The following is an 11,899-nucleotide window of genomic DNA, read 5'->3' as shown; positions in this document are numbered from 1 at the left end:
GGGGCTGCCATGTTACGTACAATCAACTTCATGGGCGTTCGCAACTTCGCGTTCGGCGTCACAGTGTTTCTCACGTTGCTGGCTATGTTCAGTGTCGCTACCAAGGGCATGAACTGGGGTCTGGACTTCACCGGCGGTACGCTCATCGAGCTGACCTACGAGCGTCCGGCCGATGTCACCAAAGTGCGTGAGCAACTGGCTACCTCCGGTTATCACGAAGCGATCGTGCAGAACTTCGGTGCAACCACCGATCTGCTGGTGCGCATGCCGGGTGAAGACCCGCAGTTGGGCCATCAAGTAGCGCAAGCACTGCAGAAAGTCGGCGGCGACAACCCGGCGACGGTCAAGCGTGTCGAGTTCGTCGGCCCGCAGGTCGGTGAAGAGCTGCGCGACCAGGGCGGCCTCGGCATGCTGCTGGCGCTCGGCGGTATCCTGATCTACCTGGCTTTCCGCTTTCAGTGGAAGTTCGCGGTCGGCGCCATCGTTTCGCTGATTCACGACGTGATCGTAACCATCGGTATCCTGTCGTACTTCCAGATCACTTTCGATCTGACCGTGCTGGCGGCGGTGCTGGCGATCATCGGTTACTCGCTGAACGACACCATCGTGGTATTCGACCGGGTTCGTGAGAACTTCCGTGTCCTGCGCAAGGCAACGCTGATCGAGAACATCAATATCTCGACCACCCAGACGTTGTTGCGGACCATGGCGACGTCGATCTCCACTTTGCTGGCGATCGCGGCACTGCTGTTCTTCGGCGGTGACAACCTGTTCGGCTTCTCCATCGCCCTGTTCATCGGTGTTCTGGCGGGTACTTACTCGTCGATCTACATCGCGAACGTGGTGCTGATCTGGCTGAACCTGACCACCGAGGATCTGATTCCTCCGGCCAATACCGAGAAGGAAGTCGACGACCGTCCATAACGGCCATCGCTTCCCCGGCTGTCAGCCCAAGAAAGGCGCGAGTTGAACTCGCGCCTTTTTTTATGCTCCAAGGCTGGGAGAAGCGCGGGCGCGTCCCGCATGTGATGGTCAGGAGGTTCATGTGAACAAGTCGTTACTGGTTGGTGCGGTATTGGGTGCTGTCGGTGTGACTGCCGGGGGTGCTGTTGCCACCTACAGCCTGGTTAAAAGCGGCCCTGAGTATGCGCAAGTGTTGGCCGTTGAGCCGGTTAAAACACAGATCAAGACTCCACGTGAAGTGTGCAAGGACGTGGCAGTGACTCGTCAGGCACCGGTAAAGGATCAACACCAGATTGCCGGTACCGTCGTCGGTGCGCTGGCAGGTGGTTTGCTGGGTAATCAGATTGGCGGCGGCACCGGCAAGAAAATTGCCACGGTAGCCGGTGCAGTCGGCGGCGGTTATGCGGGTAACAAGGTGCAGGAAGGCATGCAAGAGCGTGACACCTACACCACCACGCAGACCCGCTGCAACACGGTCAATGACATCAGTGACAAGGTCGTCGGTTACGACGTGCGTTACTCGCTCGATGGCAAGGAAGGCAAAGTGCGGATGGATCGCGATCCGGGCAACCAGATTCCGGTCGACAAGGAAGGCAAGCTGATTCTGTCGCAGAATGAGCCGGCTCAGTAAGAACCGACTGTTTTAAAAGAAGCACCCTGCGGGGTGCTTTTTTTGTGCCCGCCATTTAAGCCGCGCAACAAATCCCCTGTAGGAGTGAGCCTGCTCGCGATAGCTATTTATCATTCGATGCAGGTGGTGGCTGATACACCGCTATCGTGAGCAGGCTCACTCCTACATTGGTCTCGTGGTGTGGCGCTTGGCGAGTTCCAGACATAAAAAAAGCACCCCGAAGGGTGCTTTTTTCGTCTCGCCGGAAGCTTAGCGCTTCAGCGAAGCCGGCAGGTGCGGCTGGATCGCCGTCAGAACTGCCTTGAAGCATTTGGTGTTGCCGGCAACGATGTGGCCTTTTTCAAGGAAGTCGTGACCGCCGGTGAAGTCGCTCACCAGGCCGCCAGCTTCTTGAATCAGCAGGGCGCCTGCAGCCATGTCCCACTCGGACAGACCCGACTCCCAGAACGCATCGAAGCGACCAGCAGCCACGTAAGCCAGGTCCAGGCTCGCCGAGCCAGCGCGACGGATGCCGGCAGTCTGGCCAACCAGGGCGCGGAACATGCCCAGGTAGTTTTCCAGGTTGTCCATTTGATCGTCACGGAACGGGAAGCCGGTACCCAGCAGGGCGCCGTCGAGGCTGGTACGACCGCTGACGCGCAGACGGCGACCGTTCAGTTGAGCGCCGCGACCACGGCTGGCGGTGAATTCTTCCTGGCGAACCGGATCCAGAACAACAGCGTGTTCCAGGCGACCACGGTACTTGCAGGCAATGCTGACAGCGAAGTGAGGAATGCCGCGCAGGAAGTTGGCGGTGCCGTCCAGTGGATCGATGATCCACAAGTACTCTTCGCCTTCGATGCCGGTACCGGCGTGCAGGCCAGTCTCTTCACCGCGGATCGAGTGGTTCGGGTAAGCCTTGCGCAGCGCGTCGATGATTTTCTGTTCAGCGGCGCGATCAACCTCGGATACATAATCCTTGGCGTCTTTTTCGTCGACCTTGATGGTATCCAGGCGCTCGATGGAGCGGAAGATCAGTTCACTGGCGCTGCGGGCGGCGCGCAGCGCGATATTCAGCATGGGCTGCATGGATGTGTCACCTAAGGTTGTTAAAGAAAGCCGCGCATTCTATCAGAACTTTTCTTCAGGTGAAGGACGCTGTTCGCTTTCATAGCTTAACGGTAGGCTGTTCTGTAAGATTTGCACCCCTTTCCTGTGTCCGAGAGCGCCTCCCTTGCTGCAGAACATTCGTGTCGTCCTGGTCAATACCAGCCACCCCGGCAACATCGGCGGGGCCGCGCGCGCCATGAAAAACATGGGTCTGTCGCGATTGGTGCTGGTCGAACCGCGCCTGTTTCCGCATCACGAGGCCGATGCTCGCGCCTCCGGTGCCGGTGACATTCTTGAAAGCGCACAAGTCGTCGCCACCCTGGAAGATGCCTTGGTCGGCTGCAATCTGGTGCTTGGCACCAGCGCCCGTGACCGTCGAATCCCCTGGCCACTGCTTGATCCGCGCGAGTGCGGTACCAAAGTGGTCGAGGAGGCCGGGCAGGGTGCTGAAATTGCGCTGGTGTTCGGTCGTGAAGATTCCGGCCTGACCAACGAAGAGCTGCAGCGATGTCACTTTCACGTGCACATCCCCTCCGATCCGGAGTTCAGCTCGCTGAACCTTGGCGCGGCGGTGCAGGTGTTGAGCTACGAAGTGCGCATGGCCTGGCTGGCTGCACAAGGTCAGCCGAGCAAGATCGAGAAAGAAGAAGTGGCCTCGGTGAAAAGCGCCGAGCTGGCGACCATGGATGAGCTGGAGCGCTTTTATGAGCACTTGGAGCAGACGCTGGTCGCCATCGAATTCCTCGATCCGGAAAAACCACGGCACTTGATGGCGCGCCTGCGCCGGTTGTATGGACGCAGCTCGGTCAGCCGGGCGGAAATGAATATTTTGCGTGGCATCCTCACGGAAACCCAGAAGGCGGCCCGTGGTGAGCTTCTTAAGCGGAAGGACTAAATGATGTTTGAGCGTTTGCGTGAAGATATCCAGAGCGTTTTCCATCGAGACCCGGCGGCGCGTAACGCTTTTGAAGTCCTGACCTGCTACCCCGGCATGCATGCCATCTGGATTCATCGATTGGCCGGCATGCTCTGGCGTAACGAGCTGAAATGGCTGGCGCGGCTGGTGTCGAACTTCGGACGCTGGTTGACCGGCATCGAGATTCATCCGGGCGCCAAAGTCGGTCGACGCTTCTTTATCGACCACGGCATGGGCATCGTCATCGGTGAAACCGCCGAGATTGGCGATGACGTGACCATTTATCAGGGTGTAACTCTGGGTGGCACCAGCTGGAACAAAGGCAAGCGTCACCCGACGTTGGGTGATGGTGTGGTTGTGGGGGCTGGCGCCAAGGTGCTTGGCCCGTTCACGGTCGGCGCCGGCGCCAAGGTTGGTTCCAACGCTGTAGTGACCAAAGAAGTGCCGCCGGGCGCCACAGTTGTCGGTATTCCGGGGCGGATCATCGTCAAGTCTGACGAGGAGCAGGACGCCAAGCGCAAGGCCATGGCCGAGAAGATCGGCTTCGATGCCTATGGCGTCAGCGAAGACATGCCCGACCCGGTGGCGCGCGCCATCGGTCAGTTGCTCGATCACCTGCAAGCGGTGGACGGACGGCTGGAAGGGATGTGTGGTGCGCTGAAGGATCTTGGCAGCAATTATTGTGCGAAAGATCTGCCTGAACTGCGTGAAGAAGACTTCGCCTGCGTCAAAGGCAAAGACGAGTCCAAAGCCAGCTAAGCCCTGTGTAGGAGCTGCCGAAGGCTGCGATCCCTTGATCTTCTATAGAGCAAAATCAAAAGATCGCAGCCTGCGGCAGCTCCTACAGAAGCTTGCGCCGGCCGGTGTGCCATTAGGCCGCAGACCCTGCTATCATTCGCGCGCTCTTTTGCGGGTAATCCTGACTAAAGTACTAGGTCTTAAAGTTGACTTAAATACTCGGGAATTGCATACTCGCCCCATTCTGAACTCCGTGGTAACTGTCCATGCGACTGACTACAAAAGGCCGATACGCCGTGACCGCCATGCTTGACCTGGCGTTGCACGCGCAGCACGGGCCCGTGTCCCTGGCCGATATCTCCGAGCGCCAAGGCATCTCCCTGTCTTACCTCGAGCAGCTGTTCGCCAAGCTGCGCCGCAGCAACCTGGTTTCCAGTGTTCGCGGTCCGGGTGGCGGCTACCAATTGTCCCGCGACATGCAGGGCATTCAGGTCGCCCAGGTGATCGATGCAGTAAACGAATCGGTTGATGCCACCAAGTGCCAGGGCCAGGGCGATTGCCATTCCGGCGACACCTGCCTGACCCACCATCTGTGGTGCGATCTGAGTCTGCAGATTCACGAATTTCTAAGTGGTATCAGCTTGGCTGATCTTGTAACTCGCCGTGAGGTGCAAGAAGTAGCCCAGCGTCAGGACCAGCGCCGTTGCAACAGCAAGGCGCCACGCCTGGACAAGATTGAAGCGTCCGCCGTCGAATGACAGCCGAAGAGCTAGCGGTACGCCAGCCCTGATTTAGGAGATAGTCCATGAAATTGCCGATTTACCTTGATTACTCTGCGACCACCCCGGTCGATCCGCGCGTTGCGCAAAAAATGAGTGAATGCCTGCTGGTCGACGGAAACTTCGGTAACCCGGCGTCCCGTTCCCACGTGTTTGGCTGGAAAGCTGAAGAGTCCGTCGAAAACGCCCGTCGTCAGGTGGCCGATCTGGTCAACGCCGACCCGCGCGAAATCGTCTGGACCTCCGGCGCTACCGAATCCGACAACCTGGCTATCAAGGGTGCGGCGCATTTCTACGGCTCCAAGGGCAAGCACCTGATCACCTCGAAGATTGAGCACAAGGCTGTCCTCGACACCATGCGCCAACTGGAGCGTGAAGGTTTCGAAGTGACCTACCTCGAGCCGACAGAAGACGGCCTGATCACTCCGGCCATGATTGAAGCTGCACTGCGCGAAGACACCATCCTGGTCTCCGTGATGCACGTGAACAACGAAATCGGCACCGTCAACGACATTGCTGCTATCGGCGAAATGCTCCGCGCCAAGGGCATCCTGTTCCACGTCGACGCCGCTCAGTCCACTGGCAAGGTCGAGATCGACCTGCAGAAACTGAAAGTCGACATGATGTCGTTCTCCGCTCACAAGACCTACGGCCCTAAAGGCATCGGCGCGCTGTACGTCAGCCGCAAGCCGCGTGTGCGCATCGAAGCGACCATGCACGGCGGCGGTCACGAGCGTGGCATGCGTTCCGGCACCCTGGCGACCCACCAGATCGTCGGCATGGGCGAAGCGTTCCGCGTAGCCAAAGAAGACATGGCTGCCGAAAACGTCCGTATCAAAGCGTTGAGCGACCGCTTCTACAAGCAGGTCGAGCATCTGGAAGAGCTGTACGTCAACGGCAGCCTGACCGCCCGCGTTCCGCACAACCTGAACCTGAGCTTCAACTACGTTGAAGGCGAGTCGCTGATCATGGCGCTCAAGGATCTGGCAGTGTCGTCCGGTTCGGCCTGCACCTCGGCGTCCTTGGAGCCTTCGTACGTACTGCGCGCCCTGGGCCGCAACGACGAGCTGGCACACAGCTCGATCCGCTTCACCTTCGGCCGTTTCACTACCGAAGAAGAAATCGACTACGCCGCGCAGAAAGTCTGCGAGGCCGTTACCAAGCTGCGCGCTCTGTCGCCGCTGTGGGACATGTACAAAGACGGCGTCGATATCTCGAAAATCGAGTGGGCGGCACACTAAATATAGAAGCCGCCGGATACAGATCCTGTAGCGACGCGGCGGTTTACGCAGCGCAGTTGCAGGGCTGAAGAGCGGCCCTGATGAGTGAGGATTAAGAATCATGGCTTACAGCGAAAAGGTCATCGACCACTACGAAAACCCGCGCAACGTCGGCAAGATGAACGCGGAAGATCCTGATGTCGGCACCGGCATGGTCGGCGCTCCGGCGTGCGGCGACGTAATGCGTCTTCAAATCAAGGTCAACGACGCTGGCATCATCGAAGATGCCAAGTTCAAGACCTACGGCTGCGGTTCGGCCATCGCTTCCAGCTCCCTCGCCACCGAGTGGATGAAGGGCAAGACTCTGGACGAAGCCGAAACCATCAAGAACACCCAGCTGGCCGAAGAACTGGCTCTGCCACCAGTGAAAATTCACTGCTCGGTACTGGCTGAAGACGCTATCAAAGCGGCTGTTCGCGATTACAAGCAGAAGAAAGGCTTGATCTCACTTTCTGGATTTGGCGACGAGTAAGGAGTCACCGATGGCTATCAGCATGACAGAAGCGGCTGCTCGACACGTGCGGCGCTCCCTCGACGGGCGCGGCAAAGGTGAAGGGATTCGTCTGGGTGTTCGCACCACAGGCTGTTCCGGCCTTGCCTACGTGCTGGAGTTTGTCGACGAGGTGGTTGCAGAGGATCAGGTGTTCGAGAGTCACGGCGAAAAAGTGATCATCGACCCTAAAAGCCTCGCCTACCTGGACGGCACCGAGCTCGACTTCGTCAAGGAAGGGTTGAACGAAGGCTTCAAGTTCAACAACCCCAACGTACGCGGTGAATGTGGCTGCGGCGAAAGCTTCAACATCTGAGGCTTGTCGTGGGTATTCCTTGTCATTTCGCTTTATTCGAGCTGCAACCGGGTTTCCGTCTGGATCTCGAGCAGTTGGCCACGCGCTATCGCGAGTTGGCGCGCGGCGTTCATCCTGACCGCTTCGCCGACGCTTCCGAGCGTGAGCAGCGCACGGCACTCGAGCAGTCTGCGCGGCTCAACGACGCCTATCAGACGCTCAAGAGTCCGGCCCAGCGCGCACGCTACCTGCTGACCATCAGCGGGCATGAAGTGCCGATGGAAGTCACTGTCCATGATCCCGAGTTTCTTCTGCAGCAGATGCAATGGCGCGAAGAGCTTGAAGACCTTCAGGACAGTGCCGACCTCGACGGTGTCGCGGTATTCAAGCGTCGTCTGAAAGTGGCTCAGGAAGAACTCAACGAAAGCTTCGCAGCCTGTTGGGATGATGCAGCGCAACGCGAACAGGCTGAACGCCTGATGCGGCGCATGCAGTTTCTCGACAAGCTCACCTACGAAGTGCGCCAGTTAGAAGAGCGCCTCGACGATTAACCCAGTGCTGCCCTGAATGCACGCCTGATAGACAGACAAGACCTGATTACCATGGCTCTACTGCAGATCGCCGAACCCGGCCAAAGTCCTCAACCGCACCAGCGTCGCCTGGCTGTGGGTATCGACCTGGGCACTACCAATTCGCTGGTCGCTGCGTTGCGCAGTGGTCTTTCCGAGCCGCTGGCCGACGCCAACGGGCAGGTCATCCTGCCGTCCGCCGTGCGTTACCACGCCGATCGCGTCGAAGTCGGCGAGTCGGCCAAGCTGGCCGCGTCTTCCGATCCTTTGAACACTGTGCTGTCGGTCAAGCGCTTGATGGGTCGTGGTCTGTCCGACGTCAAGCAATTGGGCGAGCAACTGCCGTACCGCTTTGTCGGCGGCGAATCGCACATGCCGTTCATCGACACCGTGCAGGGCCCGAAAAGCCCGGTCGAAGTTTCTGCCGACATCCTCAAAGTCCTGCGTCAGCGTGCTGAAGCGACGTTGGGTGGCGAACTGGTCGGCGCGGTGATCACCGTTCCGGCGTATTTCGACGATGCTCAGCGTCAGGCCACCAAAGATGCGGCCAAGCTCGCCGGTCTGAATGTGTTGCGTCTGCTCAATGAGCCGACCGCAGCCGCTGTGGCGTACGGTCTGGATCAACACGCTGAAGGCCTGGTCGCGATTTATGACCTGGGTGGCGGTACTTTCGATATTTCGATTCTGCGTCTGACTGGCGGTGTTTTCGAAGTGCTGGCCACTGGCGGCGACAGCGCGCTGGGCGGCGATGACTTCGATCACGCGATTGCCGGCTGGATCATCGAGAGCGCCGGTCTGTCCGCCGATCTCGATCCGGGCGCACAACGCAATCTGCTGCAAACCGCTTGCGCGGCCAAAGAAGCCCTGACCGATGCGGCCAGCGTTGAAGTGGCCTATGGCGACTGGAAAGCGCCGTTGACCCGCGAAGCCTTCGATGCGCTGATCGAGCCAATGGTCGCACGCAGCCTGAAAGCCTGCCGCCGCGCCGTTCGCGATTCCGGTATCGAGCTGGACGACGTACACGCTGTGGTCATGGTCGGCGGTTCGACGCGCGTGCCGCGTGTTCGCGAAGCCGTTGCCGAAGCCTTCGGTCGTCAGCCGCTGACTGAAATCGATCCGGATCAAGTGGTGGCCATCGGTGCTGCGATCCAGGCTGATACGCTGGCTGGCAACAAGCGCGATGGCGGCGAATTGCTGCTGCTCGACGTTATTCCGCTGTCCCTGGGGCTGGAAACCATGGGCGGCCTGATGGAGAAGGTGATTCCGCGTAACACCACCATCCCCGTCGCTCGCGCACAAGATTTCACTACTTATAAAGACGGCCAGTCGGCCATGGCTATCCACGTCCTGCAGGGTGAGCGCGAGCTGATCAGTGACTGCCGCTCGCTGGCGCGCTTTGAATTGCGCGGCATTCCAGCGATGGTCGCCGGTGCAGCGAAAATTCGTGTGACCTTCCAGGTCGACGCCGACGGTCTGCTCAGCGTTTCTGCCCGTGAACTGGGTTCGGGCGTTGAGGCGAGCATTCAGGTCAAGCCGTCTTACGGTCTGACCGACGGCGAAATCGCCAAAATGCTCAAGGATTCGTTCCAGCATGCCAATGACGACAAGGTCGCCCGCGTTCTGCGCGAGCAGCAAGTCGATGCCCAGCGCCTGATCGAAGCGGTGCAGGGCGCTCTTGAGGTTGATGGCGAGCGGTTGCTCGACGCCGAAGAGCGCATGGTTATCGACCTGCAACTGCAGGAGCTGGCCGAACTGATGAAAGGTACTGATGGTTATGCCATCGAGCAGCAGACCAAGCGTCTGTCGCAAGTGACCGATGCCTTTGCTGCCCGCCGCATGGATCTGACGGTGAAAGCCGCTCTGTCGGGGCGCAATCTGAATGAAATCGAGGATATCTGATGCCGCAGGTCATTTTTCTGCCCCACGAGAAGTTCTGCCCTGAGGGTATGGTGGTCGACGCTGCGCCTGGCACTTCGATTCTCGAACTGGCCCACGAACACCACATCGAGATGGAAAGTGCTTGCGGCGGCGTGTGTGCTTGCACCACTTGTCACTGCATCATCCGTGAGGGTTTCGACTCGATGGAGGAGGCTGACGAGCTGGAAGAAGACTTCCTTGATCGTGCCTGGGGTCTGGAAGCGCAATCTCGTCTGGCTTGCCAGGCTATCGTTGGTGAAGAAGACATCACCGTCGAGATTCCGAAATATTCGCTTAACCATGCGGCCGAAGCGCCGCACTGACTGGTAAGACTGTCATGAGCTACGGTTGGAATGATGTTCAACGTATTGCAGAAGAGTTGGCCGAGGCCAAGCCGGGCGTAGACCCGTTTTCTGTCAATTTCGTCGATCTGCAGCAATGGATCAAAGAGCTGCCGGATTTTGACAATACCTCTGGTCGTGTTGGCGAGAAGGTGTTGGAAGCGGTTCAGACGCTCTGGGCTGAAGAATTGGACTGATCGTCCTCGCAGGTTAGGCAATACCCAAGAACCCGCGTATAATTCGCGGGTTTAATTTTTCGCAAATTACCGTTTCTGGAGTTACACCATGGCTGTTCAACGCACTTTCTCCATCATCAAGCCTGACGCTGTTGCAAAAAACGTCATCGGCGAAATCACCACTCGTTTCGAAAAAGCCGGCCTGCGCGTTGTAGCTTCGAAACTGAAGCAACTGTCCAAAGCCGAAGCTGAAGGCTTCTACGCTGAGCACAGCGCTCGTGGTTTCTTCGGCGACCTGGTTGCTTTCATGATCTCCGGTCCTGTTGTTGTTCAGGTTCTGGAAGGCGAAAACGCTATCGCTCTGAACCGTGAGCTGATGGGCGCTACCAACCCTAAAGAAGCTGCTGCCGGCACCATCCGCGCTGACTTCGCTGATTCCATCGACGCCAACGCTGTTCACGGTTCGGACTCCGAAGCCGCAGCTGCTCGTGAAATCTCGTACTTCTTCGCAGCTACTGAAGTAACCACTCGCTAAGCATTGGCTTAAGAGTGAAGGTGAATCCATGACTACATCGACTGTAAAAACCAACCTGCTGGGTCTGACTCAACAGGAAATGGAAAAATTCTTCGACTCAATCGGGGAGAAGCGTTTCCGTGCCGGTCAGGTAATGAAATGGATTCACCACTTTGGTGTCGATGATTTCGACGCCATGACGAACGTCAGCAAGGCCTTGCGCGACAAGCTCAAGGTTATTGCTGAGGTCCGTGGTCCGGAAGTGGTCAGCGAGGACATCTCCAGCGACGGCACCCGTAAATGGGTGGTGCGCGTGGCGTCCGGCAGCTGCGTCGAGACCGTGTACATTCCCCAGGGCAAGCGCGGCACATTGTGCGTTTCGTCCCAGGCAGGCTGTGCCCTGGATTGCAGTTTCTGCTCCACCGGCAAGCAAGGCTTCAATAGCAACCTCACCGCCGCCGAAGTCATCGGTCAGGTGTGGATTGCCAACAAATCTTTCGGCAGTGTCCCGGCAACCGTCGACCGTGCCATCACCAACGTGGTGATGATGGGCATGGGTGAGCCACTGCTGAACTTCGACAACGTCGTCGCCGCCATGCATCTGATGATGGATGACCTCGGCTACGGGATCTCCAAGCGCCGCGTGACCCTGTCCACTTCGGGCGTGGTGCCGATGATCGATGAGCTGGCCAAGCACATCGACGTGTCCCTGGCGTTGTCCCTGCACGCACCGAATGACGCATTGCGTAACCAATTGGTGCCGATCAACAAGAAATATCCGCTTAAGATGCTGCTCGAGTCGTGCCAGCGCTACATGTCGTCCCTGGGCGAAAAACGCGTGCTGACCATCGAGTACACCTTGCTCAAGGACATCAACGATAAAGTTGAACACGCCGTTGAGATGATCGAGCTACTGAAGAATATTCCGTGCAAGATCAACCTGATTCCGTTCAACCCGTTCCCGCATTCCGGGTACGAGCGCCCGAGCAACAACGCGATCCGTCGTTTCCAGGATCAGTTGCATCAGGCCGGTTTCAACGTCACTGTCCGCACCACCCGTGGTGAAGACATCGACGCTGCATGTGGTCAATTGGTAGGGCAGGTGCTGGATCGCACCCGTCGCAGCGAACGTTATATCGCCGTGCGTGAGTTGAGCGCCGACAGCGATCTGGCACAGAACGCCGCGAACACTAACTAAGAG

General features: G+C 58.4%; 15 protein-coding genes. 14 read left to right on the top strand and 1 reads right to left on the bottom strand.

Annotated features, from left to right (window positions below):
* Positions 1 to 9: 9 nt before the first annotated feature.
* The gene (gene secF / locus AK821_RS23480) at positions 10 to 924 is read left to right on the top strand and encodes a protein translocase subunit SecF (protein WP_064392078.1); all 915 of its coding nucleotides are present in this window, start codon (positions 10 to 12) and stop codon (positions 922 to 924) included.
* Positions 925 to 1,045: 121 nt separating this feature from the next.
* Positions 1,046 to 1,594 carry a glycine zipper 2TM domain-containing protein gene (locus AK821_RS23475; RefSeq protein WP_064392076.1) on the top strand — a complete coding sequence of 183 codons (549 nt, stop codon included), beginning with the start codon at positions 1,046 to 1,048 and terminating at the stop codon, positions 1,592 to 1,594.
* 249 nt (positions 1,595 to 1,843) lie between these two features.
* Here AK821_RS23475 and suhB read toward each other — a convergent pair whose 3' ends face one another.
* Positions 1,844 to 2,662: a type III secretion system regulator SuhB gene (gene suhB / locus AK821_RS23470; protein WP_064392074.1), complete on the bottom strand. Its 819-nt coding sequence runs from the start codon at positions 2,660 to 2,662 to the stop codon at positions 1,844 to 1,846.
* 145 nt (positions 2,663 to 2,807) lie between these two features.
* Between suhB and trmJ the strand changes: the two genes are divergently transcribed.
* The 12 genes from trmJ (at position 2,808) to rlmN (ending at position 11,896) form a co-directional block, all read left to right on the top strand.
* A complete protein-coding gene (gene trmJ, locus AK821_RS23465) occupies positions 2,808 to 3,578 on the top strand; it encodes a tRNA (cytosine(32)/uridine(32)-2'-O)-methyltransferase TrmJ (protein ID WP_064392072.1) in 771 nt (256 codons plus the stop codon).
* A 3-nt stretch (positions 3,579 to 3,581) separates the two neighbouring features.
* Entirely contained in the window at positions 3,582 to 4,358 is a 777-nt protein-coding gene (gene cysE, locus AK821_RS23460; protein ID WP_007916901.1) for a serine O-acetyltransferase, read from the top strand.
* 245 nt (positions 4,359 to 4,603) lie between these two features.
* Positions 4,604 to 5,095 carry a Fe-S cluster assembly transcriptional regulator IscR gene (gene iscR, locus AK821_RS23455; RefSeq protein ID WP_003227911.1) on the top strand — a complete coding sequence of 164 codons (492 nt, stop codon included), beginning with the start codon at positions 4,604 to 4,606 and terminating at the stop codon, positions 5,093 to 5,095.
* A 47-nt stretch (positions 5,096 to 5,142) separates the two neighbouring features.
* Complete coding sequence (locus AK821_RS23450; protein ID WP_008084662.1) at positions 5,143 to 6,357, top strand: IscS subfamily cysteine desulfurase; 1,215 nt, start codon at positions 5,143 to 5,145, stop codon at positions 6,355 to 6,357.
* Positions 6,358 to 6,457: 100 nt separating this feature from the next.
* Positions 6,458 to 6,868, top strand: coding sequence for a Fe-S cluster assembly scaffold IscU (gene iscU / locus AK821_RS23445; RefSeq protein WP_064392070.1), 411 nt, complete (start codon positions 6,458 to 6,460; stop codon positions 6,866 to 6,868).
* Positions 6,869 to 6,878: 10 nt separating this feature from the next.
* Positions 6,879 to 7,202, top strand: a complete 324-nt coding sequence (gene iscA / locus AK821_RS23440) for an iron-sulfur cluster assembly protein IscA (protein WP_003227904.1) — start codon at positions 6,879 to 6,881, stop codon at positions 7,200 to 7,202.
* Positions 7,203 to 7,210: 8 nt separating this feature from the next.
* Positions 7,211 to 7,732 (top strand): co-chaperone HscB, encoded by a 522-nt coding sequence (hscB, locus tag AK821_RS23435; protein WP_064392068.1) that lies wholly within the window; start codon positions 7,211 to 7,213, stop codon positions 7,730 to 7,732.
* A gap of 51 nt (positions 7,733 to 7,783) precedes the next feature.
* On the top strand, positions 7,784 to 9,649 hold the full coding sequence (hscA, locus tag AK821_RS23430; RefSeq protein ID WP_064392066.1) for a Fe-S protein assembly chaperone HscA: 1,866 nt from the start codon (positions 7,784 to 7,786) through the stop codon (positions 9,647 to 9,649).
* Entirely contained in the window at positions 9,649 to 9,990 is a 342-nt protein-coding gene (gene fdx, locus AK821_RS23425) for an ISC system 2Fe-2S type ferredoxin (protein WP_064392064.1), read from the top strand. The genes hscA and fdx overlap by 1 nt, the downstream gene beginning before the upstream one ends.
* 14 nt (positions 9,991 to 10,004) lie before the next feature.
* Positions 10,005 to 10,205, top strand: a complete 201-nt coding sequence (gene iscX, locus AK821_RS23420; protein WP_008084655.1) for a Fe-S cluster assembly protein IscX — start codon at positions 10,005 to 10,007, stop codon at positions 10,203 to 10,205.
* 88 nt (positions 10,206 to 10,293) lie between these two features.
* Positions 10,294 to 10,719 (top strand): nucleoside-diphosphate kinase, encoded by a 426-nt coding sequence (ndk, locus tag AK821_RS23415; protein WP_007916882.1) that lies wholly within the window; start codon positions 10,294 to 10,296, stop codon positions 10,717 to 10,719.
* A 28-nt stretch (positions 10,720 to 10,747) separates the two neighbouring features.
* A complete protein-coding gene (rlmN, locus tag AK821_RS23410) occupies positions 10,748 to 11,896 on the top strand; it encodes a 23S rRNA (adenine(2503)-C(2))-methyltransferase RlmN (RefSeq protein WP_038362965.1) in 1,149 nt (382 codons plus the stop codon).
* The last annotated feature ends 3 nt before the right edge of the window (positions 11,897 to 11,899 follow it).

Source organism: Pseudomonas sp. RIT-PI-r, assembly GCF_001297015.1.
In the GTDB taxonomy this organism is placed as follows: Bacteria; Pseudomonadota; Gammaproteobacteria; order Pseudomonadales; family Pseudomonadaceae; genus Aquipseudomonas.
The sequence above is the reverse complement of the archived record's forward strand: the minus strand, read 5'-3'. Positions and strand labels throughout refer to the sequence as shown.